General features: G+C 53.0%; 26 protein-coding genes and 2 tRNA genes. 20 read left to right on the top strand and 8 right to left on the bottom strand.

Translation table 11 applies throughout. The features are described from left to right. Window positions 1-5: 5 nt before the first annotated feature. The 5 genes from dnaG to PHN51_02695 all read left to right on the top strand — a co-directional run bounded on the left by dnaG (window position 6) and on the right by PHN51_02695 (window position 3894). A complete protein-coding gene (gene dnaG, locus PHN51_02715) occupies window positions 6-1901 on the top strand; it encodes a DNA primase (protein MDD2817693.1) in 1896 nt (631 codons plus the stop codon). After that, window positions 1898-2401, top strand: a complete 504-nt coding sequence (locus PHN51_02710; GenBank protein MDD2817692.1) for a hypothetical protein — start codon at window positions 1898-1900, stop codon at window positions 2399-2401. Before dnaG ends, PHN51_02710 begins: the two co-directional genes overlap by 4 nt. Window positions 2402-2455: 54 nt before the next feature. After that, window positions 2456-2531, top strand: a tRNA-Asn gene (locus tag PHN51_02705). Between the two features lie 109 nt (window positions 2532-2640). Continuing rightward, on the top strand, window positions 2641-3528 hold the full coding sequence (locus tag PHN51_02700; protein MDD2817691.1) for an enoyl-CoA hydratase-related protein: 888 nt from the start codon (window positions 2641-2643) through the stop codon (window positions 3526-3528). 18 nt (window positions 3529-3546) lie between these two features. After that, the gene (locus tag PHN51_02695) at window positions 3547-3894 is read left to right on the top strand and encodes a zinc ribbon domain-containing protein YjdM (GenBank protein MDD2817690.1); all 348 of its coding nucleotides are present in this window, start codon (window positions 3547-3549) and stop codon (window positions 3892-3894) included. Here PHN51_02695 and PHN51_02690 read toward each other — a convergent pair. Continuing rightward, window positions 3891-4199, bottom strand: a complete 309-nt coding sequence (locus tag PHN51_02690) for a DUF167 domain-containing protein (protein MDD2817689.1) — start codon at window positions 4197-4199, stop codon at window positions 3891-3893. The two genes, PHN51_02695 and PHN51_02690, sit on opposite strands and share 4 nt — an antisense overlap. Window positions 4200-4251: 52 nt before the next feature. On the opposite strand from PHN51_02690, the gene PHN51_02685 reads away from it, so the two are divergent. From PHN51_02685 to PHN51_02655, 7 genes are all read left to right on the top strand, one after another. After that, a complete protein-coding gene (locus PHN51_02685; GenBank protein ID MDD2817688.1) occupies window positions 4252-4809 on the top strand; it encodes a hypothetical protein in 558 nt (185 codons plus the stop codon). Window positions 4810-4871: 62 nt separating this feature from the next. After that, window positions 4872-4945 (top strand) — tRNA-Ile (locus PHN51_02680). A 372-nt stretch (window positions 4946-5317) separates the two neighbouring features. After that, entirely contained in the window at window positions 5318-5851 is a 534-nt protein-coding gene (locus PHN51_02675) for a hypothetical protein (protein MDD2817687.1), read from the top strand. 119 nt (window positions 5852-5970) lie between these two features. Then, a complete protein-coding gene (locus tag PHN51_02670) occupies window positions 5971-6423 on the top strand; it encodes a Zn-ribbon domain-containing OB-fold protein (protein MDD2817686.1) in 453 nt (150 codons plus the stop codon). A 34-nt stretch (window positions 6424-6457) separates the two neighbouring features. Continuing rightward, a complete protein-coding gene (locus tag PHN51_02665; GenBank protein ID MDD2817685.1) occupies window positions 6458-7642 on the top strand; it encodes a thiolase family protein in 1185 nt (394 codons plus the stop codon). 74 nt (window positions 7643-7716) lie between these two features. Continuing rightward, window positions 7717-8562 carry an acetolactate decarboxylase gene (gene budA, locus PHN51_02660; GenBank protein MDD2817684.1) on the top strand — a complete coding sequence of 282 codons (846 nt, stop codon included), beginning with the start codon at window positions 7717-7719 and terminating at the stop codon, window positions 8560-8562. A gap of 2 nt (window positions 8563-8564) precedes the next feature. After that, entirely contained in the window at window positions 8565-9965 is a 1401-nt protein-coding gene (locus tag PHN51_02655) for an MFS transporter (GenBank protein ID MDD2817683.1), read from the top strand. 149 nt (window positions 9966-10114) lie between these two features. Here PHN51_02655 and PHN51_02650 read toward each other — a convergent pair whose 3' ends face one another. From PHN51_02650 to PHN51_02635, 4 genes are all read right to left on the bottom strand, one after another. Next, window positions 10115-11281: a hypothetical protein gene (locus PHN51_02650; protein MDD2817682.1), complete on the bottom strand. Its 1167-nt coding sequence runs from the start codon at window positions 11279-11281 to the stop codon at window positions 10115-10117. 265 nt (window positions 11282-11546) lie between these two features. Beyond that, window positions 11547-11903 carry a nuclear transport factor 2 family protein gene (locus tag PHN51_02645; protein ID MDD2817681.1) on the bottom strand — a complete coding sequence of 119 codons (357 nt, stop codon included), beginning with the start codon at window positions 11901-11903 and terminating at the stop codon, window positions 11547-11549. Beyond that, a complete protein-coding gene (locus tag PHN51_02640) occupies window positions 11903-12724 on the bottom strand; it encodes a mycofactocin-coupled SDR family oxidoreductase (protein MDD2817680.1) in 822 nt (273 codons plus the stop codon). Before PHN51_02640 ends, PHN51_02645 begins: the two co-directional genes overlap by 1 nt. A 98-nt stretch (window positions 12725-12822) precedes the next feature. Further along, window positions 12823-14034 (bottom strand): CaiB/BaiF CoA-transferase family protein, encoded by a 1212-nt coding sequence (locus PHN51_02635; protein ID MDD2817679.1) that lies wholly within the window; start codon window positions 14032-14034, stop codon window positions 12823-12825. Window positions 14035-14177: 143 nt separating this feature from the next. Between PHN51_02635 and PHN51_02630 the strand changes: the two genes are divergently transcribed. The 7 genes from PHN51_02630 (at window position 14178) to PHN51_02600 (ending at window position 20111) form a co-directional block, all read left to right on the top strand. Beyond that, window positions 14178-14801: a cysteine hydrolase gene (locus tag PHN51_02630; GenBank protein MDD2817678.1), complete on the top strand. Its 624-nt coding sequence runs from the start codon at window positions 14178-14180 to the stop codon at window positions 14799-14801. A gap of 38 nt (window positions 14802-14839) precedes the next feature. Continuing rightward, entirely contained in the window at window positions 14840-15751 is a 912-nt protein-coding gene (locus tag PHN51_02625; GenBank protein ID MDD2817677.1) for a TIGR03619 family F420-dependent LLM class oxidoreductase, read from the top strand. A 41-nt stretch (window positions 15752-15792) separates the two neighbouring features. Next, window positions 15793-16275: a DUF3237 domain-containing protein gene (locus tag PHN51_02620; protein ID MDD2817676.1), complete on the top strand. Its 483-nt coding sequence runs from the start codon at window positions 15793-15795 to the stop codon at window positions 16273-16275. A gap of 76 nt (window positions 16276-16351) precedes the next feature. Continuing rightward, window positions 16352-17371, top strand: coding sequence for an aromatic ring-hydroxylating dioxygenase subunit alpha (locus PHN51_02615; GenBank protein ID MDD2817675.1), 1020 nt, complete (start codon window positions 16352-16354; stop codon window positions 17369-17371). A 52-nt stretch (window positions 17372-17423) separates the two neighbouring features. Continuing rightward, window positions 17424-18326: an ABC transporter substrate-binding protein gene (locus PHN51_02610; protein ID MDD2817674.1), complete on the top strand. Its 903-nt coding sequence runs from the start codon at window positions 17424-17426 to the stop codon at window positions 18324-18326. A gap of 67 nt (window positions 18327-18393) precedes the next feature. Then, window positions 18394-19350, top strand: coding sequence for an amino acid ABC transporter permease (locus PHN51_02605; protein MDD2817673.1), 957 nt, complete (start codon window positions 18394-18396; stop codon window positions 19348-19350). 8 nt (window positions 19351-19358) lie between these two features. Then, a complete protein-coding gene (locus PHN51_02600; GenBank protein ID MDD2817672.1) occupies window positions 19359-20111 on the top strand; it encodes an amino acid ABC transporter ATP-binding protein in 753 nt (250 codons plus the stop codon). Between the two features lie 53 nt (window positions 20112-20164). Here PHN51_02600 and PHN51_02595 read toward each other — a convergent pair whose 3' ends face one another. Continuing rightward, window positions 20165-20608, bottom strand: coding sequence for a hypothetical protein (locus PHN51_02595; protein MDD2817671.1), 444 nt, complete (start codon window positions 20606-20608; stop codon window positions 20165-20167). A gap of 163 nt (window positions 20609-20771) precedes the next feature. Between PHN51_02595 and PHN51_02590 the strand changes: the two genes are divergently transcribed. Next, window positions 20772-21668 carry a hypothetical protein gene (locus tag PHN51_02590; protein ID MDD2817670.1) on the top strand — a complete coding sequence of 299 codons (897 nt, stop codon included), beginning with the start codon at window positions 20772-20774 and terminating at the stop codon, window positions 21666-21668. Between the two features lie 38 nt (window positions 21669-21706). On the opposite strand, the gene PHN51_02585 is transcribed toward PHN51_02590, so the two are convergent. Continuing rightward, entirely contained in the window at window positions 21707-22144 is a 438-nt protein-coding gene (locus tag PHN51_02585) for a hypothetical protein (protein MDD2817669.1), read from the bottom strand. Then, window positions 22137-23567 carry a CopD family protein gene (locus tag PHN51_02580; GenBank protein MDD2817668.1) on the bottom strand — a complete coding sequence of 477 codons (1431 nt, stop codon included), beginning with the start codon at window positions 23565-23567 and terminating at the stop codon, window positions 22137-22139. Before PHN51_02580 ends, PHN51_02585 begins: the two co-directional genes overlap by 8 nt. Window positions 23568-23592 lie beyond the last annotated feature (25 nt).

Here is a 23592-nt window from a genome sequence, read left to right as displayed (position 1 = left end):
AGGCCATGGCAGGCCGAATTCGTGACGAAGACATCGCTCTCGTGCGCGAACGTGCCCGTATCGACGATGTGGTTCGTGAATACGTCACGCTGAAGTCCGCTGGTGGCGGTTCTTTGAAGGGCCTATGCCCCTTCCATGATGAACGTTCGCCCAGTTTTCACGTCACTCCCAGTCGAGGTATGTGGTACTGCTTTGGCTGCGGAGAAGGCGGCGATGTGTTGGGCTTCCTGCAAAAGATCGACCACTTAAGTTTTGCTGAATCCGTTGAAAAGCTGGCAGCGAAAACTGGCATTGAACTTCGCTATGTTGAGGGTGGAACTGCGGTTAATCGTCAGCAGGGTCAGCGCACACGGCTAGTGGATGCGCATAAACAAGCCGCTACATATTTTCGCGAACAGCTCGCAACTCCAGAAGCCGAAACAGCACGCAAGTTTTTAACAGAACGTGGTTTTGATGCAGAAGCCGCAAAGTTATTTGGTGTGGGCTATGCGCCGAAGTCTTGGGATGCGTTACTGAATCATTTGCGCAAAGCTGGATTCAATGATCAAGAGTTGCTCACGGCTGGCTTGATGAGTCAGGGCAATCGGGGTGTCTACGACCGATTCCGCGGGCGCTTGGTGTGGCCTATCAAAGAGCTCAGCGGTGATGTTGTCGGTTTTGGTGCGCGCAAGTTGTACGACGATGACGAAGGTCCGAAGTACCTCAATACTCCAGAAACACCGATTTATAAAAAGAGTCAGGTGCTGTATGGGCTAGATATGGCTCGCAAGGAAGTTTCCAAGCAGCAGCAAGCAGTGATCGTTGAGGGTTACACCGACGTCATGGCTTGTCATCTGGCTGGCATCACTACTGCGGTTGCTACCTGTGGCACGGCATTTGGCACCGAACACATCAAAGTCTTGCGCCGTTTGTTAATGGACGATGATCAAATGCGCGGTGAGGTGGTGTTCACCTTCGATGGTGATGCTGCAGGCCAAAAGGCTGCATTGCGTGCTTTTGATGAAGACCAGCGCTTCGTTGCGAACACGTTCGTTGCCGTTGAACCAAGCGGCATGGATCCCTGTGATCTTCGCTTGACTCTGGGTGATGAAGCAGTTGTCGCTCTGGTGAATCGACGAGTGCCGTTGTTCCAATTCGCAATCAAATCCATTCTTGCTGCGCACGATCTCAATAGTGCCGAAGGTCGCGTAGCTGCATTGCGCGAAGCTGGTCCAATTGTGGCGAAAATTAAAGACGCATCGCTTCGCCCTGAATACACGCGTTTGCTTGCGGGATGGCTTGGGCTTGAAGTGTCAGCAGTGCAAAACGTTGTGGGGCAGCGGCCCACACCAACGCAAAAGCCTGTTCAGCGCGCTTCGCAAACACCACAAGATCAGCCGAGTGAGCCTCTCATAGCAAAAACAACTGCGCCAGCGCCTGTGAGTGATGGCCCTGCGTTCACAATTGAGCGCGAAGCTTTGAAGTGTGCGCTGCAACTCCCGAGTGCCGTTGTTGAGTGGTACCCATCATTGGAAGAAACTGCGTTTACTCATCCCAAGGCTCGTGAAGTGCATGAGGCGATCGTTGCTGCGGGATTGCCGCGGCTTGAAGTTGATGGCCTGGCCTGGATTGACGCAGTGCTCGATCAAGCCGCTGATGATGATGTTCGTCGTTTGATCAAGGAACTTTCCGTTGATCCGTTGCCTTCAGAAATTGAGCAGAATGACCGTTACGCAACGAGTTTGATTGCGCGATTGTTAGAACTTGATGCAACGCGCCGCATTGCTGATGTGCGTGGCCGAATGCAGCGCTCTGATCCAGTTGAACAAGAAGAGGAACACAACCAATTGTTTGCGGAGATCATGGCGCTTGAGGCCTATAAGAAATCATTGCGAAATGCTGCGTTAGGTGAACGCGAATGAGTGTGTTTGGAAAACTCAAAGCGGCACGTATTCCTAAGGATGCTTTAGCAAACGCAGGCGTTCCGTCTGGTGAGAAAGTTATTGCCTGGGGATCGGATGGCAATGATGAACCCACGTATGTGATTGCGACCGATGAAGCCCTCTATGTTCAGGCCGCACGCATTTCATGGCTCAAGGTCATGAGAGCCTCCTGGACCAGCCCGTTCCTGGATCTGGATATCCAAAATGATGCAGGTCGCGGGCAACGCTTGCGCACCCAACTTTCCAACCCCGCAAACCTGCCGGCGGCTGTTCGTGCTCAAGTCACTGCCAATGTGATCGTGAGTGAGCGACTCCAATTGCCCAACGGGCAGGAGGTCTTGGTGGCTGCCAGGCGCCTCAACCGCGATGAAATCACCTGGAGCGTGGTTTTTGATGCCGGAGTGGACCCCCAAGACCCGGAAAATCGCGAACAGGCCGATTTTGCGCTTCAAGAGTTGCGGGTTGCCCTAGGTATCTGACCGGTGGTCAAGGCACCCGTACCTTCTTGCTATTCTCTGCGGGCGCCGATTTAGTCCCCCATAGCTCAATTGGCAGAGCATTCGACTGTTAATCGGAGGGTTCTTGGTTCGAGTCCAAGTGGGGGAGCCAAAGCAAGCGAGCTTCGCGCACTGAATGCACCATTCGCCCCTCTTGGGCAGGCGCCAAGCACTACCCTCACGTGAGTATTCGTTAACGTGAGAAGGCTGGAGGAGTCCCCATGGAACGCCAAGAACTTGAAACCGTCATCTATGAAAAAGATGGCCCCATTGCTCGCATCATTCTGAACCGACCAGAGGCTGCGAACGCTCAGAGTTCAGCCATGGTGTGGGATGTTGAGAACTGCCTCAAAGACGCTGAGAACGACTACAACATCAAAGTCGTCATCCTCAAGGCCAATGGCCGCGGATTCTGCTCAGGCCATGACATGGGCCCGGGTGGCGGTCCTGCGTACGAAGAGTTCAAGGAAGCCGCTGAATACGGTCACCCATGGGCTGGTCAAGCCAAGCTCTTCACGTGGCCAGTACTTCACATCTGGGAATTCCAGAAGCCAACGATTTCTGCCGTGCATGGCTACTGCGTTGGTGGCGGAACTTACTTCGCATTGTTGAACGACATCGTTATTGCCTCAGATGATGCGTACTTCCAGATGCCACTACCTCAGGGTCTTGGTTTCCCAGGTGGCGAAACCTTGATTGAGCCTTGGGTCACGATGAACTTCCATCAGACGTATGAGTACCTCTACTTGTCACAGACCATCGATGCCGAAGAAGCAAAACGCATTGGCATGGTCAACCGCGTTGTTCCTCGCGAAGATCTCGATGCAACAGCAGAACTCATCGCTTGGCAGATTGCGCAAGCTCCGTTGTCCGTATTGATGGGCATCAAAGCTGGCGTGAAGCGTGCCTGGGAAACCATGGGTATGCGTGTGAACTTGCAGGCAAGTCTTCAGATGATGGAAGTCACCGGGCATGCAGGCGATGTTGCTGCTTGGCGCAAGGAGAATGCTGACAAGGGTTACGGCCCAGCTCCTCGCAAGGTTGCCGCTCAGCGCTCAGAGATAGCGCTTGAGGAGGCACGTAAGCGCTATCCAGACCTCAAGGCCTAATCGCCTAGAGTGGCGGGCATGGACGAGACGCCTCCGTGCCCGCTATGTAGTTGTGAATTCACGTACGAATTGGGTGGTCTTTTCGTGTGCCCAGAATGCGCGCACGAATGGTCGGCGCAAGTCGATGACGATAGTGCACCGGGAGAGAAAGTCATCCGCGATGCAGTCGGAAACGTTCTTGCTGACGGCGACGATGTCACCATCGTGAAAGATGTCAAAGTAAAAGGCAGTTCAACTCCACTCAAGGTAGGCACCAAAGTGCGGGGCATTCGTCTGGTTCAAGGAACTGGCGACCATGACATCGATGCCAAAGTTGACGGCTTTGGCCCAATGATGTTGAAGTCGAGTGTGGTGAAGAAGGCCTAAAGGGCGAACAACTCATCAATACGTTGCTGTACAGACGCTTCATCATTCGTCTCAATCGCAAGAATTTTGGTTCGGCCGGTATGCCCCGCAACCACAGTCACGTCTGCTTTGCGAATATCTAAAGCCGACGCAAGGGCGTCAATCACCGCTATGTTTGCTTGACCGTCAACAGGATGAGCATGAACCGAAACGATGAGTGCTGCTGGTTGGCCGTATGAGCCGCCAACCTTGGCACGCGAAGCGCCGGGCTTCACGCGAACAGTGACTCGAACAGTGCTCATTGCAGCCATCGAACCATGTGCCATCACCAAAGCGAACCTGACCCTCTTTGCATATGTCGCCAGATAAGGTCGCAATGTGAATGGTCCTGAAGTCATCATGTTTATTCGACACGGAGAGAAGCCCGGAGAAAATGGGCCGCCGCACGGCATTAACCACAACGGCGAACATGATCCGCATTCATTGTCAGTGCGCGGATGGACGCGTGCTGGTGCCTTAGCTGGATTGCTCGCACGTGGCCCATCAACGCTGCATCCAACTATCGTTGCTCCGCAGCGCATCATCGCAACCAAGCCCACGCATGACTACTTGAGCAAGCGCGAAGTGGACACCGTGACACCGCTTGCGCATCGCCTTGGGTTAACGATCGACGAATCCTTCAATCATGATCATGTGCAAGCACTCACGGATTCAATTCTGGGTAGTGAGCACGCAACCCTTGTTGCGTGGCATCACGGCTCAATGCCGGACGTGCTCGCGAAGTTTTCGATCAGCAACGCAGACGATATTCCAAAGCATTGGCCTGATGATCGCTTTGATCTGATTTGGGTGTTGTCGCGTAGGCCGGGGGAGACGGAATACCAATGGATGAGTGTCAATCAAGGACTGCTCGAAGGCGATTTACTGGCCAATTGATGGGTTGCAGTCTGCGCGATTGGGCAAGGCCGGAACTGGTTAGACTTCAGTGCTTGTTGTGGGGGGCGGTAGCTCAGCTGGTTAGAGCCCCGGACTCATAATCTGGTCGTCGCGGGTTCGAGCCCCGCCCGCCCCACGAATATAAAGGCGTCGAAAGACGTCTATCCCTGCGATTTTGCTTCTGAATAGTACGAGGCAAACCAGCCTTCTTTGCATCCCACCGGGCACAGTTCGTCTCGGTCAGGTAGGTACAGAAGTGCTCAACAGATGCGAGGAACTAGCCGATGAGTCGCCGTGAATCACAGCCGCACGGTGTACTCGTACTTGCTGCCGTCGAGATGTGGGAGCGCTTTTCGTTCTACGGCATGGTTGCGCTGCTCGCACCACTGAGATGAATTTGGTAGCCCCCCCCCGAAATGTGGGTGGCCGTTCGGCAATTCAATGGCGTAATCTGCGATTCGAAACTTTTGGTAGAGAAAGAGAGCAAACAATCCACGTTGTGCGGCGTATGGCACCAGTTGGAATGCTCGCAGCACTTGCAGTGCTCACGGGCTGTTCTCAATCACCAGAGGTAGAAAAGGCAGCCGGCGGCGTGCTGGGCACACGCGTGTGTGTGAAGAACTTCTCTTCGACTACACCAACCGTGACATTCACGAATAAAGACACAGCGCGAGGTGAAGGTCGACTTGAACGCAGCACGCAAGCGTGCGCGGAAGGATCAAGTGCCGGGTTGGGCTTGGATGTTGGTGGAGAAATCGCAATTCCAGGGAGTTCGCCTCGATCGCTCAAACTCATAGCCCAAAACCCTTGGGTCGGCGCACCAATGGCTTTTCTGTCTGAGCCCGGCCTTGGTGGATTTAACTGCACCGCGATCAACGGCATGGATATCAACGAGGCGCGTCTTTGGGATGACGGCTTGCTTAAATTTGTCGTCACGCGGCTTGGTGATGGTCAGTGGAAGGAATTCACGGTGGACATTTCTGATTCGCAGAGTCCCTCCGCCGATGGCAAGCCGCGCAGGTGCACGATCAAGAGCACTTGATACTTCGAGAACGAGAAAACCCTGCGCGTTTGTCTAAAGCGGTGCTACTTTCACCTACATTCGTTGAATGTGATCGAACAGCGGTTGCTGGTTGATTCAAAGGTGTAGAGGAATGCGTCATGACTACTGCGAGCATTAATATTCCTGAATCGGCTACGGCTGCTGATTATCCACCGATTCCTGTACCTAATGCTCTTACCGAGTTTTTCTGGGAGGGCGTTGCGAACCACAAGTTGATGATTCTTCGTTGTGGCGCTTGCGGAACCTACATCCATTACCCACGGCCAATTTGCCCGTCATGCCTGTCAATGGATGATCTTGCGCCAGAGCAGGTGTCCGGTCGAGGAACGATCTACTCACACACCACCACGGTGCAGCCCTTCCATCCGTACTTCGTTGACAAGGTTCCTTACAACTTGATCATCGTTGCTTTGGAAGAAGACGAAAACATTCGCATCACGAGCAACCTCATTGACTTTCCTAATGACGATATCCGGATCGGTATGCCCGTCGAAGTGACCTTCCAAGAAGTTGCGCCTGGGCTCACCCTTCCACTCTTCAAGCTCGCCTAACCGGCGCTGTCACCACACTTCCAAGGAGAAAATCATGGCAAACCGTGATCGCGTCGCCGCTATCGGCGTTGGCTACTCAACGACCGGTCGTCGTACCGGGCTCAACCGCCGCCAGTTGGTTGCGCAAGCTGCAAAGAAAGCAATGGAGGACTGCGGCATCACCCCTGATCAAATTGATGGAGTGGTGCTGCACGCAGGTGTTGCAGGCGCCGAGCCTCCAGGTCTTGACTGGATTGATGCACTTGACGTGGCCCAGATGCTGGGAATCACTCCGATCACCTTTTATAACTCAGATCAAGGTGGCCCTGCCTACATTCACGCAGCTATCTCGGCAATTGCAGCGATCCAAAGCGGGCAGGCACACACGGTGCTAACAGTGCGTGTTATTAACCAGCGGTTGAGCAGTGCTGAAGAGCGTGACTCAGTGCAAGGTCCGATGCGGATTCCTGGAGATTCGCAGTTCACAATGCCGTTTGGTTCAGTCACACCAATTCAAACAATCGCTGCGCTTCCGGCACAACGACACATGGAGCGTTACGGAACGACAGAAGAGCAGTTCGGAGCGCATGTCATCGCGCAACGTGCCAATGCTGTACTCAACGATGATGCGATCATGCGCGATCCACTCACCATGGATGATTACCTCAACTCACGCTACGTCAGCAAGCCGGTTCGCCTGCTCGACTGTGACTACCCAGTGGACTCAGCTTCCGCGGTCATTTACACCACAGAAGAGCGCTCGCGGGACTTCGCTAAGAAGCCCGTGTTCGTTGAGTCAGCCGCATTGTCAGCAACAGATATCTTGCCTGCTGGTTTTGAAAAGCTACACGACCTGAATATGAACTCTCCGTATCACGCAGCACAAACACTGTGGTCTCGCACGGATTTGAAGCCATCTGATGTTGACTGCGCGCAGTTGTATGACGGCTTCACCATCATTGTGTTCCAGTGGCTAGAAGCATTGGGATTCTGTGGAGAAGGTGAAGCTGGATCATTCGTTGAGTCCGGTGCAACACGACTTGATGGCAGCCTTCCAGTGAACACTGACGGTGGCGCGTGCAATGTTGGGCGACGACACGGTGCAAATTTCTGCATCGAATCAATTCGACAACTTCGCGGAAACGAGTCAGGTGCACGGCAGGTGAAGGATGCAGAGGTCGCCGTGTGGGCCAATGCAACCGGCCCATTCTCTGGTGCTGTTCTTATGACGGCAAACTAGGTAGAGCCATCTGCTTTGTGAGCGCGATCGCCCCTTGAGGGGGTGGTCTTGTTGTCTTGCTCTAGCGTGTGCCCATGTCACATCAATTGAACACTCGAGTTTCGTCAAGTCTTTGGCAGGCGCTCGTTTCTCGTGCGCAAACGAGTGGCCAAAGTGTCAGTCACATCGTGCAAGAAGCGCTTGCAGAGGCGCTCGATATTGAACACCACTCGCTTTTTCAGGTATCGACCTCAGGCGCAATCGTTCAGGGCCTGTATCAAGGTTGTGTTTCCGTCGCAGATCTTCGACGCCACGGCGATCTAGGTCTTGGAACATTTGGGGATCTTGATGGCGAAATGATTCTGCTCGATGGTCACTGCTATCAAGCTCGATCTGATGGCAGTGTTGTCGAAGCAGCAGATTCGGAACTCACGCCATTTGCAAGCGTGGTGAACTTCGCGGCTGATCGTTGCGCAACTCTGAGCGGTCTTAGTTCGTTCGACGCGTGTACTAGCGCCATTGACGCATTGCGCACATCGGACAACGGAATCGTTTCGTTGAGAGCGCATGGAACTTTTAGGGCTTTGACACTTCGAGCCGCCTGTAAAACACAGTCAGGAATTGACTTAGTCGAAGCTACTGCCACGCAATCTGAATTCTCATTTGCTGACATCACAGGAACCTTGGTCGGTTTTTGGAGCCCTGACTACACCAAATCAATTTCAATTTCTGGGTATCACATGCACTTTATTAGTGATGATCGCGCTCATGGAGGCCATGTGCTCGGTATGAGTGCTGAGCACCTATTTGTCGAAATCAATGACGTGTGTGATGTCCATTTGGCGATACCTGAGACTGCGGAATTTATGTCTGCTGACCTTGCGGGGGATCATGAGGCTGCTCTTAAAATCGCCGAACATCAACGTATGGTGAGTGAATAGCGATGACGTCTGCTCAGCGGCGAATCACATTAGGTGTCAGCCTCATCGTCGGTCTTTCCTTGTTGATGGCTACGGGATTGGCATTCTTAATTGAGCCCATGGCATTGGATCTGCAGCTCACGGATATGGCAGTTGAAAACATGCTTGCGATTCCAAGTGTGGCTGCATTAGTCGTGGTTTTGGGAGCTGGTCAGTTAGGTGACCGATTTGGCCATCGTCGCGTCATAGTCTGGTCAGCGGGCGCTTTCACCTTTGGTTCTGTCGTGATTGCGATTGCGGGAGGCGCGCCAATGGTGCAATTAGGCTTAGCGATTTGTGCAGCGGCGGCTGTCACTATGCAAATTGTTGGTGTTGGGTTACTTCGTAAATCAACGGGGCAAGGGCCGGCTCAAACCTCAGCGTTCACAACGTATGGCATGGTTTTCCCGCTTGCTTTTCTCGTGCTACCGGTAGGAACCGCGCGTGTGCTGGAAGTTTCTCAATGGAGATTGATTCCGCAGATTTGGATCGGTGGGGGACTACTTATTTTGTTGTGCGCATTCGTGTTCCTTCAAGGCAATACTGCTGTGATCCGCAGTAGCAGTTGGGGCGCGCCCCTACTTTTGGGAGTTGCGTTAGCTGCATTTGCTCGAGCCTTGGCTGAAGTCAGTCACATTGAATATGAGCCCGCGCCTGTGATCAGCGGTTTAGTCATTGGCGCTGGAATCTGCCTGCTCTGTGCCACATTGCTGCGCGAACCTTTAAACATGAGGAATTTCCTTGCGCCGATCACAGATCGTGCGATGATGGTGCTACTTGCTTGTGTGGCGTTGGTTTCCTTGGTCGGACTGATTACCTTTGTCAGCATTGCATTGGAATTCTTCTATGAGATGAGCCCTTACGAAGCAGCTCTTGCGATCATTCCTGCTCAGATTGGCGCGGTCCTAGGAGCAAAACTTCTGGCAAGTTGGGCGATGAAGAAATTCGGGGGGCTTGCGGGTGCAGGTGTGTTGATGTTCGCCCTTGCGATCTCCATGCTTTCCCTCATCGCCGTTCGAGCAACAACACCTGTCTGGACGATGGTTGCAATTGCGACAGTGTTTAGTTTCATTGGTATGGGTGCCTTGACTGCCTTAAACACTGAGGTAATGCGTTGTGCATCCGTGCAGAATGTTGGTGCGATTTCTTCATTTAGAACTGCCGCAAGTTCCATGGGCGCTGCTGTTGGCGTTGGGATACTCGGCACGATTGTGATGTCGAGCGTTCCAGTTGCGCAAGGGGTGAGCGCGATGAGTGATGGTCAGTTAGAGGCGTTGGCGGCAAGCCTGCGAATTGACGGCGTGCTTTCATTCTTCGTGGTGATGATCGGCTACTTCTTCTTAAGGAGATTCACGAAGAACATGCCAAGTGCAGCCATTGCGTGATTCAGCGATGAAAAGCGTTGAGGCTACTTACTGTGTGACTTCGCGAAATTGTTGCCGAGGGTTGTCCTCATCCAGGCAGCTTTGTTCAGCCCAACTTCGTGCGCCTGCATCACCAGCAGGGAAACCTGCAAGCGTGATGAATTTCAACATTACTTCACGACCGCGTTGGCAAAACTCACAAACGCAGCCTTGCAAATGGCTTGTTCGTTCTTGGTCAATCCGCCTTCGCGTGGGGTGAGTGTGCCGCACGAAGCATCGCCCAGTTTGTTTGAGCCAGTGAAATGAAGGCTCATTCGTGCAACTTCATTTGGTGTTGCTTGCTTGCTCGAAGCACCGATGAATCCGTAAGACTCACCTGGCAACTTGGAGAGCTTGCAGGTGTCGGTTGAAGCGACAGCTTTACCGCAGATCGTCTTCACAAATGGACGTGCTGGTGTTTCAGTGGCAATCGCAGCGACTTTGGTGCGCAGCGTCAGTTGAGGAGAGCCCTGAATCCCGTATTGCAGAGCGACGGAATTCTTGCGAATCGCCATTGCTCGATTGAGTTGGGCGCCAGGCGCGTTTGAGGTCCATAACGCTTGAGCGGGCTCAATGTTCAGCAACACGGGCTTGAGTTGGCTAGGAGTCTGGGGGATCAAACCTGCAATCGAGGTGGCCTCGGCCAGTGACGTGGCAGGCGGTGTGTTCACAACTTGGAGTGCGAGAGTTCGAACATTTGGCATCGGGCAGGTCACGGAGCCCTTTTCTGTTCCAAATTGCTGACATACGGCGCGCACAATTGCATCGCCCTGTGCTACATACACAACATTCCAGTTATCGCCATCGATGACCGCAGAGCCTGACCAGGTGGATGTTGACCCTGTCTTTTCTTGAGCGGTCAATGGCAATTTCAGTTCAGCGGCATTACTGGTGACCAATGCTGTCAAATCAGTGTTTGGTGCAAACTGAGTGAAGTTAATTGTCATTGCCGAGTAGTTAACTGAGTCTTCTTGAGTGACATTTGACCAAGATTTATTGAGCTTGGCTATGAAGCCTGGGGACGTAGCAAACACCCCACCAGATGCCACTGCCGGGCTTGAGTACTGAGTAAAGCCACCCTGAGCACTAGGAATCACACCGTTTGTACATTTTGCATCTGAACAGGAAACCTGTGCATAGGTGGGCATGCGCGCCTCAGTCAATGTGGCGGTCGTGCCGAACATAGGAGCGTTGAAGTTTGCGGCGGTCGTTGCAAACGCCGAGCCTGCTGTGAGAGCCATCGTGCTGATGGTCAAAGCTCCAGTGGTCAACAGTGTTCTTGTCAGTCCAGTGCCCACGGTGTCCTCATTCAGGTGTCGACGATTGTGTTGCTGCTTGTTCGAAGCGATGTGTTTTTTTAGGTTATCTGATTGCAGACACCTCTCGACTGCCAAGAGGACCCTCCAAATAGGGGGGGGCAGGGCTCGCCAATGGTTTAGAGCTAAGGCCTGCAGTTGAAAGAACTCTGTGACTACTCGGTAATCACGATGCGCTCAACAGAATCACTAAGGGCGCAATATGTGGTGACTTTGAGTGTGATCCCGCGCGTAGTTATCGAAATAGTCAGGGCGAGGCGATCTCGTACACGCTCGCATAGCCGGTCATGCGCACTATTCGACCCTCATGATCAATCTCGAATACGTCGGCAACGCGCCCTGCCGGTCCACGCGACGAATGAGTAGCAATTTCCGCGATCACAGTGTTGCCATCGCGATGAAAGTGCATTCCGGTCATCTGCAAATCCATGTTCATCTGTTCCATCGCGCTATAGGTCGCAATGATATTTACACGCCCGCGAATAGGTGTTTGAGCAGTCGGGCCTTCCCAGATTGAATCCTCGGCAAAGAGTTCACCCATTGCTGTGAACTGTTGAGTGTTAAACAGTTCGATATAGCGCTTAGCTGTGTCAATTGGATTCATTAGCGAACGTTAAAGCCGGCATCAATAGGCAAGGTCACGCCAGTGACATAACGGCCTGCATCGGAAACCAGATACATCACTGCATTCGTAATGTCTTCAACGTGCACCACGGGAACGGACATGAGGTTTTGGAGGCCATCTGACTTGCCAGCCATGACCTTGATGTAGTCCTGAAACGCGGGGTTGGTGATCATGTAGGTATCAACACCTGTTGGGTGAATGGTGTTGACGCGAATCATGTGTGGTGCCAACCAATGAGCCCAAGAGCGCATAAGACCCACCACGGCGTGCTTTGAAGCCACATAACCATCGCCGGCTCCCGAACCATTGCCGCCACGACCCTGTAACCCTTGGGTTGAGCTGGTGATCACTACTGCGCCGCCGTTGCCACCGTCGATCGTGTACGGCACCGCGGCATGAATGGTGTTACGAACACCGAAAGCATTGATGGCAAGCGTGAGATTAAAGAGTGCTGACGGATCACCTTCCTCCACCTGCTGCGCGGCAATCCCTGCGTTTGCAATGATGATGTCGATGCGACCAAACGCTTCAAAGCCTTGCTTGGCCGCAGCATTCATGGCATCCACATCGCGAACATCGGCTTCGACGCCAATTGCCTTGCCACCGGCTTCTTCAACTAGACGAACTGTTTCCAGTAAATCTGCAGAACTTGCCATCGCGTAGGGGAGGAGTGGAATGTCTTTGCAGACATCCACAGCAATGATGTTGGCGCCCTCTTCGGCCATGCGCACCGCATGCGAACGGCCTTGGCCGCGACCCGCACCTGTAATGAATGCAACCTTGCCGTCGAGTGAACCCATCATGTCCTCTTTCAATTGCGCTGTTGTTCCACAGTAGTTGAGAAAGTCACAATTCGCTGGCAAAAACCATCCAGTGGATCAGCCAGAGGATCAACGGCTTATGCAATGGCTCCGCTGCTACGCAACTCGTGAATTCTTTCCTGCGTAAGACCAGCAATTTCTGCGAGAACTTCATTCGTATGTTGGGCAAAGTTCGGAGCCGGATTACCTGGGCCGGCATCTTCATTGAACATGACAGGTGGCATCACGATTGGCTGGGTGCCACCTTCGTCGGTGACCATGCGGATCATGCGGTTGGCCTGCGCTTGAGGGTCGTTGACCATTTCCCCAACAGTTTGCACTGGAGCCCACACGCCCTTGGCCTTATTCAGGATTGGCTTCCAGTCGTTCAGTGTCTTTGTTGCGAACTGAGCATCAAGTTCGTCCATCAAAGCAAGAGTGTTCGCGGCACGTTCAACCGCTGTGAGAAATCGTGGATCGTCAGCAAGATCATTGCGCTCGAGCAAGTTGCAAAGATCAAGCCATTGATCTTGACGGTCACCTAAGAAGGTGAGATGCACGTAGCGGCCATCTGCTGTGGCGTAATCACCAACACTCCAGTGGCGCTTTTCGCGTGCACTGAATTTCCCCATGGTGTTGTTTGCCGGATCGACTGTTTCACCGATGATCGCGGGCGCATTGAACCAGGCTGCGGTTCCAAAGAGCGACGAGTCAACGACTGTGACTTCACCCGTGCGTTCGCGCTTGAACAATGCTGCAACGATGCCGCCGGCAAGCACCAGGCCCGACATGCCGTCGCCGTGGCCGAGCATGGCTGGCGGGAAATCAGTGTTGGTGACTTCCATTGCGGTCGCTGCGAGTGAGCCACGGGCCCACCACGATGCGCCATCAAAGCCACCGCGTTCACTTTCTGGGCCTAGTGGGCCAGCTCCCGTGCCCTTTGCGTAGATGAGGTTGGGGTTGATGGCGCGAAGTTGATCGACATCGAAGCCAAGCTTCTTACGCGTAGCAGGCAAGAAACTGGTGAGGAAGACATCGCAATTGCGCACTAGGTCATAGAGCACTTCGCGGCCTTCGTCGCTGGCCAAATCCAGAGCGATCGCTCGCTTGCCGCGGTTGTAATGCTTGAACATCCAGTGGGATTTGCCTGGTTCAATACTGCCGCCTCCGAACAGGCGCATGGGGTCGGGGGCATTGGCATTTTCGATATGAATCACGTCAGCACCCCACTCGGCCAGAACCGAGCCAGCAGCTGGGCAAAATGCCCACATGGTCAGATCAAGAACTCGAATGCCGTCGAGCATGCTCATGGTTCCCCGATTCGTGTGCGGTGAGGGTGATTTGTCGCATTAAATGCTCAAATTCCTTGAGGATATTTTTTCGGAACAGTAGTGTATTAAGGCTTATCGCCTCATGGCGGTTTTCCGGAATCCAATGAACAAAGGTGCGTGCAATGGCGATTGATGTAGGTCCGTTCATTAATCCGGCAACCACCGCCGTCGTGGCCCTTGAAGTTCAAGAAAACCTGGTACTTCCTGACCGATCCGTGCTGCCAGGGTTAGCGAAGGCCGCCGTTGAAAACAATATGGTTGCAAACATCGCCAGCTTGGCCGATTCTGCTCGATCAGTGGGATCACGCGTCTACTTCGTCTGCGATCAACGCCGCAAGGATCGCTTCGGCCATGCCAACAACACCTTCGTGCATCGCAAAATGACAGGGGAGCGCGAATGGAGCGGTGGTCACGGCGAGATCGTTGCTGAGCTGACCCCGCGCCCTGAAGATATCTATCTCGAGCGTCAGCAGGGAATGACTGGCTTCTTTACAACCTCGCTCGATATGTACTTCCGTAACACCGGCGTCACCACAGTGATCTTGACCGGTGTCTCGGCGAACCTGTCGCTGGTGGGCACCGCAATTGAAGGCATGAACCTTGGCTACCGAATGATCGTGCCACGTGACTGCATCGCAGGTGATCCCATGACCTACGTTGATGACCTCTTGAAATACACAATCCGCAATATCGCTTTGGTGACAACTTCAGATGTCATCAAGGACTACTGGGCAAGTCTCGGTTAATTCGTCTTACTCACTCACCACTACTAAAGGAATCAAGAATGAAGTTCATTACCGACTACCCAGTGCGTTCAGACCTTGGTGGCGAGTGGGTTAAGCCTGCAAACATGATCGACGTTATTCAGCATCTTGAAAATGTTGGCGTACAGGGGCTTGGTATTACTGATCATCCAGCGCCTTCACAGAAGTGGCTGCAAGGCGGCGGACACGAGGCCTTTGATCCCTTTGCCATGTTGTCATTCTGTGCAGCAGTCACCAAGAAAATTGAACTCTTCAGTCACTTAATCGTGCTTCCGTATCGCAACCCTTTGCTCACCGTTTCAGGCATGGCTTCAGTTGATGTGCTCTCCGGTGGTCGCGCCTCGTTCATCTTCGGTGCGGGCTACCTGCGCTCTGAGTACGCAGCGCTTGGTGTTGATTTTGAAAACCGCAACGTCATTTTTGACGATGCCATTGAAGTTATTCGCATGGCAGGCGGAAATCGCCCTGTCACGCACACCGGACCTAACTACGAAGCCCTTGATCAGCTCGTGTTGCCTGGTTTTGTAACGCTTCCGCATCCACCGCTATGGCTTGGTGGAAACAGCAACCTCACAATGCGTCGTCTTGCTGCATGGGGTCAGGGTTGGTCGGTCATGATGGGTTCACCAACCTTGTCAAAGACAGCGCGTACGAAGAATATTGAAACCACAGCTGATCTTGCTGAAGCGCTTGCGAACCTTCGACCACTGGTTGAAGCCAATGGCCGCACCATGAGTGAGATCTCAGTGCAGGCATCAACTCCAGCGCTTCGCCCAGATTCACAGGCAAGTAACGAAGAAAAAATTCAGGCCATTGGTGAACTCAGCGACATCGGTGTGAACTGGGTACTTGCTGATCTTTGGTCAGATTCGATATCGGAATCAAAGGATCGCTACCAAGACTTGAGCGAAAACATTCTTTCGAAGTTCTAAGACTGTTGTATTCATCGATTTCATCATTACGAGAGAAGACCATGGCTGCAGTGTCACCAGATCGTCCGATTGAACTTGAATTCTTGTTCGAGTTCCTCATGGAGCTTGCGTCAGCAAGTAAGCCTGCGCACGATCTGGGACCTACGCCATCGGGCTATCGCGCAGTGGGCACGATAACTGGTGGTTGGGTCAAAGGCCCACGGATTAATGCTCGCGTGATCGAAGGCATTGATTATGCGATCCGTCGTCCCGACAACGCATTGGTGCCCGATATTCGCGTCGTTATCGAAACTGATGACGGTGCCAAGATTTTGATGTCCTACAAGGGTGTTATCGAGCCATGGGATGAAGTACTCAAGGCACGCAAAGGTGAGCCATATGACGAGTCAAAGATCAACTGGAAAGTCATGATTACCTTTGAAACATCTGCTGAAAAATACGACTGGCTGAACCGAACCCAGGCCGTAGGTCGCGGTGCGGTTGTTGATGGTGGTTTCCACTACCGCGCATACGAACTGGTCTAGTCATTACGCTTCGCTTCGTGTTTCACATCGCATATTTGCGAAACAGTGCTGAATCGATCGAGCGAAGGGAGAGTGCATGTTCGTCCTGAATGCTTGGTATGTCGCTGCCTGGTCAACGGAAGTATCGCGAGAGCCCATTCGCAAGGTCATCTGCGAGATTCCCGTAGCGCTCTATCGCAAACTCGACGGCACCGCAGTCGCGCTTGAAGATCGCTGTGCGCATCGCGGATACCCACTCTCCGCGGGCCGCGTGGTTGAAGACATATTGGAATGCGGGTATCACGGGTTCCAATTTGATTGCTCGGGTGCGTGTGTGCGCATCCCCGCCCAATCGATCATCCCTCAGCGCGCTCGGGTGCGTTCTTTCCCAATAGTTGAGAAGGACGGCTGGATTTGGATTTGGACAGGTGACGCGGGCAAAGCCGACGAGTCACTGGTGCCAGACACTCACTGGATGAGTGACCCCGAATGGGCGACAGTCACGCACAGCTTCCATTTCCAATGCCGCGCAGAGCTCATTCATGACAATCTGCTGGATCTCACCCACGAATCCTTTATTCACCTCTCCACGGTTGGGGATGACTACATCTATCAGCATGGGGTCACCGTTGAGGTTGAAGGCACCATGGTGAGCGTGGATCGTTTGATGCCGAGGGTCCAGGCACCACCGCTCTATGCCAAGACCATGAGCACTGAGGGCCTGTACGACCGATTCCATTGCACGAAGTTCTACCTTCCCAGCTTCCATGCTCTGCATTCAGGAATTACTGGCCAGGGGCGTCCGCGTGAGGAAGGCTTCCTGATCAAGGTAATGAACGGGATCACCCCGATTGATGCCCATAATTCGCATTATTACTACGCATTTTCCCGCAATTTCGGCATCGATCAGGAATGGGCCACCGAAGAACTCGTCGACGGCCTCGCCACGGTGCTGATTGAGGACAAAGAAGCCCTCGAATGGCAAGAAATTGGCCTAAAGTCTCGCCCAAGCAATGAATCAGACGTATTGATTGCCCAGGATGAAGGCATCGCAAAAGCGCGCCGAATCATGGGGCAACTCCTTGCGGCTGAGAAAACGATTAGTTCAGCAAAGTAACCGGATGGAAACATCGATCGGGCATGGTGCTCGTTCAACTCTAGGAGGATTCATGCTCGCTCTGCGCAAGCGTCACATCGGCGCTGCTGCCGTTATGGCAATCTCACTTTCACTTACGTTGTCAGCTTGTGGCGGTAGCGAGAGTGCCACTCCTACCGAGTCAGCTGTCACAGCCGATGAAGCGGTAGTAGCACTTGTGCCGGCTGATTTAGCTGCGAAGGGTGTGATCACTTTCGGAACTGAACTTGGTTACCCACCGTTTGAAATGACTGAGGCTGATGGCACCACTCTCACTGGCTTTGACATCGATTTAGCGACGGCTGCAGCAGAATTGATGGGCTTGAAGGTTGAGTTCAAGAACTCGTCATTTGACTCGATCATCCCGTCGGTTATCAGCAAGCGTTACGACGCTGGTATCTCATCGTTCACGGTTACCGGTGAGCGAGAGAAGCAGGTTGACTTTGCTACCTACATGAGCTCGGGCGATGCTGGTGTCGTGCCGGTTGGTAACCCAAAGGGCCTAGCTCTGGATACCACGTTGTGTGGCACCAAGGTTGGTGTTCTCAAGGGCAGTACCCAAGAAACAGACTCGGCACCACAGCTCAATGCCGAATGCAAGAAGGCGGGCAAGCCAGAGATCGCTTTCACTGTGATTGCAGCTTCTGATCAAATGCCAATTGCGTTGCAAAGCGGTCGTGTGGAATCTCTAGTAACCGACAGTGCGAATGCCGCGACAATCTCGCAGAACTCAAATGGAAAGTTTGAAGTGCCTGCAGGTCCATTGCTCAACCCAGTGCTGCTGGGTGCATTGAGCGCAAAGGGTAGTGGCGTTGCACAAGCCCTCCAGGCTGCTTTCCAGAAGTTGATCGACAATGGCACTTACCAGCAGTTTGCTGACAAGTACAACCTTTCAACCAGTGTGATTACGACTTCGGAAGTGAATCCAAAGGTTTGATTTGCAAGGATGGTGGGCACTGCTTCGGCAGTGCCCACCATCATGTTTCTAGGGTCAAGGGGTTGAAGTGACTGAACATGTGCGGCCTGAGCCGATCAAGGCGATCCCTGTTCGCCACCCTGGACGTTGGATTGCAACGGCAGTAATTTTGTTGTTTGTCGCCATGTTCATCAATATGGCTCTGACAAATCCCGCGTTCGAATGGAATGTGATTGGGCAGTACCTCTTTAATAACAAGATTCTTGAAGGTGTGTGGGCCACGATCTGGATCACCATCGTGGCAATGTTTGCTGGTATTGCTTTGGGTGTTGTGCTTTCCGTGATGCGGTTATCGCCTAACCCGGTTCTCTCGAACGTGGCTTACGGATACATCTGGTTCTTCCGCGGTACGCCAGTGCTCGTGCAATTAATTTTCTGGTTTAACTTGGCGGTCCTGGTTCCAAATATCTCTATAGGCATCCCCTTTGGACCAACCTTTGTTTCTTGGGACACCAACTCGGTCATCACACCCTTCATCGCAGCGCTTCTAGGCTTGGGGCTTAACGAAGCCGCATATATGGCCGAAATTTCACGTGCCGGTATCCAATCTGTTGATGAGGGGCAGGTTGAAGCAGCTTCAGCACTTGGTATGAGTCGTACGCAAACAATGCGGCGCATCGTGTTGCCACAAGCGATGCGAGTAATCATTCCGCCCACCGGTAACGAAGTGATCAGTATGCTCAAGACCACGTCTTTGGTATCTGTGGTGGCGATGCCAGAACTGCTGTACAACACTCAGCAAATTTACGCACGCACGTACCAAACAATCCCACTGTTGATTTTGGCCAGTATTTGGTATCTGTTCTTGACATCCTTATTGACGATCGGTCAGTACTACATTGAACGTCATTACGGCAGGGGCTCATCGTCAGGCTCTTCGCAATCCTTTATGCAAAGTGTGCGGCGGAACTTTTTCAGGTTCCATCAGCAGCCACCAACGCCGCCGTCTTCAACTTTGCTCGACTCAAATAGTGGTGTGCGATGAACGTACCCATGGTAAAAAGCGAAGGCGTCCACAAGAGTTTTGGTTCGCTCCAGGTACTCAAAGGTATCGACCTTGAAGTGCAACGTGGTGAGGTTTTCTGCCTGGTGGGCCCATCAGGCTCAGGCAAGTCAACCTTTTTGCGTTGTATCAATCACCTAGAGAAGGTTGACAGCGGTCGGCTATCTGTTGATGGTGAACTCGTGGGATACCGCCAACATGGCGACAAACTTTATGAGTTAAAAGATCGAGATGCATCCAAGAAGCGTCGCGAAATCGGCATGGTTTTTCAGCGCTTCAATCTCTTCCCGCACATGACCGTGATGCAAAACATTATCGAGGCGCCAATGCGGGTGCGCGGGGAATCTTCTGAGATTGCGCGGGCCCGTGCCCAAGTGCTCTTAGAGCGGGTAGGACTTGCCGATAAATCCAATTCCTATCCTCGCCAGCTTTCAGGTGGGCAACAGCAACGCGTTGCTATCGCTCGTGCGCTAGCGATGGAGCCTAAGTTGATGTTGTTTGATGAGCCCACCTCCGCACTGGACCCAGAACTGGTGGGTGAAGTGCTCGATGTGATGCGTCAACTTGCTGTAGATGGCATGACCATGATTGTGGTGACCCATGAGATGGGATTCGCCCGTGAAGTAGGCGACAGTTTGGTGTTCATGGACGACGGTGTTGTCGTTGAAAAGGGGCATCCACGCGATGTACTCACAAATCCGCAGCACGAACGTACAAAAGCCTTCTTGTCCAAGGTTCTCTAAGACAAGAAGGCTTTTCAAGGGCTGTATTTCAGGTGTGGATTTGCAGCCTTGAATTATGCAAGCACGTCTAGCCGTTCAAAGAAGTCTCGACCGATCTGAATCAGTTGTGCATCAGTGATGGAATCAATATCGCATCGAATTTCACCTTGGATGCGATGTGCAACATCCTTGTGGTGTTTCTCTAAGTAACCAGCAAAGAGGTGGCTGGCGTTAGCTTTGCCCTTGCCGTGTCCCAGAAGCACGATGTCGGTCGCGCCCGCAACCTCCTTTGACAATGCTGCCCAATATTTAGGGTCCGCAGTGACGGAATGTAGGTTTATGGAATCAACCTTCTTGCTATGCAATTTGTGAATGCCCCATGGGGTAGCCGCAGTGATGTGCTTACCGCTGTCATCCTCGACGTGCTCTAATTTCCAGATTCGTGACTCCAAGAAATCAACAGCAACAACCAGTGGAACTGCTCCAACACCTGCATGATGCATGTTCCTCGCGCGCATAGCGCACCTCCTTGTTCTAGGCGAAGTTCTCGCACTCCAAGTATCAATCCCCGAAGGTGTGTGCCCATAGGGTCTTTCGCCCCTTTTGTTGCCGTGAACCTTCCAAGTTGCACATTCGCGCCCTAAGTTTGTGCAACGTTCATCTGGACAGGGGAGTCCGCGTATGTCTGCAATGCATTCGAGTTCAGCTCAATTAGTCCAACCGGGGTACTTTCACCGTTTAGGTTTGGCTGCCCGACCAGAAGATTCGTTGACAACGTGGTGTGAGCGGGTGCTCGGTGCTGTGCGCATTGATTCAGGAATGCGTCAGGTGCGTGGAATCCCGTTCGAAGGGGGTAGCAACGAAGACGGCGTATCTGAGGAGTCAGGTGCCTTTACGGAAATGATTTGGCTGGGCACGTTGCCCATCTGTGTTTTTGTGGCAACAGATGACCAGGGTCAGTTAGGTTCCTTCGTTGCAAAATATGGGGTTGGTTTGCATTCCGTGGCGTGGACAGTGGATGACCTTTGGCGTTCAGAGACCTTGCTGCGTCGCAGCGACATTCGCATTACTGGAGTGGACCTGCCTGGTCGACACTTCTTCATGCACCCTGCCGACACTGCTGGGCTGTTAATTGAACTCACCGACACTGAATTCGATAATGATCCGCGTGACATTCCAGCTGCCTTGCCACCTTCTGCATCTTCAAGTGTTGTTCAAGGCGCAAGCTTTGCATGGCTCTCAATGGAAGTTGCCGATCCATCAAAAAGTGCCGCTGTGCTCTCTGGAATCCTTGAAACAACACGCGTTGATGGATTACCACGCGATCTTGGCCAAGAAGTCATTGATCTACGAATCAATGATGTAGTGATTCGCCTAGCAAAGCGGAATGAAGGAGAAAGTGGTCGAGACACCCTTCACTCGTTTTGCATTGCGGTTCCAAATCTTGCTGACACTTGCACTCGGCTACAAGCAGCCGGAATCGCAGTGATCGCGCAGTCTGAAGTGTTAGCTTGGACGGATCCCGCTAACACCCTGGGTATGAAGATTCAGTGGGTGCAAGCCTCCGCAATGAAGTAGGCAGTTCCGAGCCCGCCTAGAGTCATAAGTGGCAGCAACTACTTTTGTGTTGGTGGGTGACCTGGTGGTTCGCGACGCTGGAGGTCTTCGACGTAGTGCTGCCATTCTTGTAGATCAGGATCATCAGGCGTTACACCTGCTTTGACTTCGTCGTTATGTAGTTCGGCCGACTTGGCTTCAGCTTCAAGTGCTGCGACACGTTGTTTCCATTTACTGATAAACCCTTGAGTGACGTTTCCTTCAGTGCGATAGCGGTACCAAATCCAGCAGCACACTGCGCCGATGAGGGGCCATTGGAAGGCGTAGACCCATGCTCGACCGACACCTTCGAACGCACGTCGAAACTCGATCACGCTCAAGAAACCACAGAGCAACAGACCAAGCACGAGAGGTATATCAAGTTGCCAAAGATCTTTGCGGCGCTTAGTCTTTTTCTGTTCGGGAGTCAATTCCGGTAGCGAAGTCTGGTCAGACATATGTGGGCTCCAATGCATCGCGATCTTGTTGAGCGGTACTTCGAGCACGCAGTTGCGCAACGAGTAGCACCTCGGTAGCTGCAATAGTCACGGCAATAATGCGCCAGTCAGTTGAGGTATCCACGATTGCATTTGTCACCAAGATAGCGAGCGGGAACCCAACCATGGCCATGATCACTCCGGTTTGACGACGAGGGCCATCGATTGACACTGACCAAAACCAACCTGCAGCAAAGAGAAGGATGGAACCAACAATCACTCCGAATTGAATGCCAAATATCGAGGTAGTGATGCCAATTCCACACACTTCAATGACAGCAACGACGAGCACGACGGAAGCAAGCTCTGGGAAATTGCGGCTGAATGATGTTTTTGTCGTGAGTTTGGGTCCGTTGTGTGTCTTCGCCAGGAGCAGGGGAGCGGCTAATGCGAGCACGAGGATTGCAATTGGCGTGAAGAGCCCAGCAGTTGCTGTAGCTGCCTCAAATCCAATGCGAGACAAGGTGATAGATACTGCGATCGCCACAGCCATCAGAAGGAATTCAATTCCTGCATACGCGCTAATTGCAAGTCGAGCGTCCGACCGTTGAGTAAGTGAAGGCAGGATCTTGGAGCGTTGCTGCCACCCAAACCAAATGAGCCAGCCCAGGAGCAGTGCCTTCACCAGAATCAATGACCCGTAGATCGATCCAACAAAAGAACTGGCAGAACCCACCCGCAAAGAAGCGTTCAATAGTCCTGTCTCGGCTAAAACCACCACGCACCACAGGGCCATCATCGAGAAGCGGGGCATCAAGGTTGCCAGCAATGATCGATCAGTCGCGAGTGCCGCCACTGTCACGGCCAATCCACCAACCCACAGTGAGACTGCTGCAATGTGAATACCCAGACTGATCGTCATTGCGACGTGCTCGCTGGAAAACCCGCCGTGACCAAGCAATGCGGGTGCGGCACACGCTGCGAGTCCAAGGATCAGGGCTGACCACACCAACGCCCTTGCAGTGCGGCGATTGGCGATGGCCAGGAGTACCCACAGTGCAGTGACTGCCACCAGCTGAAAGGCAAAGACTCGGCCGATGTAGGTGCCGCTGAGGAAACTCCACCAGGTATTGGGATTAAGTGCAGCCAACGGCGAGATCGCTTCGATGTCGCTGAGGGTGAACACCGTGAGTGCAATCAACGTAGCCAACCAAACGGTTACCCAGCCAGTAGCCCAGCGCAGTACAGCAGGGGAGCGGCCAATGATGAGGAACGCTCCGATGGCGATGCAACCCAAGGTCACCATCGAGGTGATATCTCGGGTGTACCGCAAAACCGGAAGCCCCCAAAGCGTGAACTCAGGGGGCGTCGGTAGACCTGGATACAGCTTGACCGCAAAGAGGCTCAGCGCCCAAAAGAAGACCAGCAGTGCAAGGATTCCCAACCATAGCCGGGTCCCTATTCGGAAG

It is taken from the genome of Candidatus Nanopelagicales bacterium, assembly GCA_028687755.1.
GTDB lineage: Bacteria > Actinomycetota > Actinomycetes > S36-B12 > S36-B12 > UBA11398.
The sequence above is the reverse complement of the archived record's forward strand: the minus strand, read 5'-3'. Positions and strand labels throughout refer to the sequence as shown.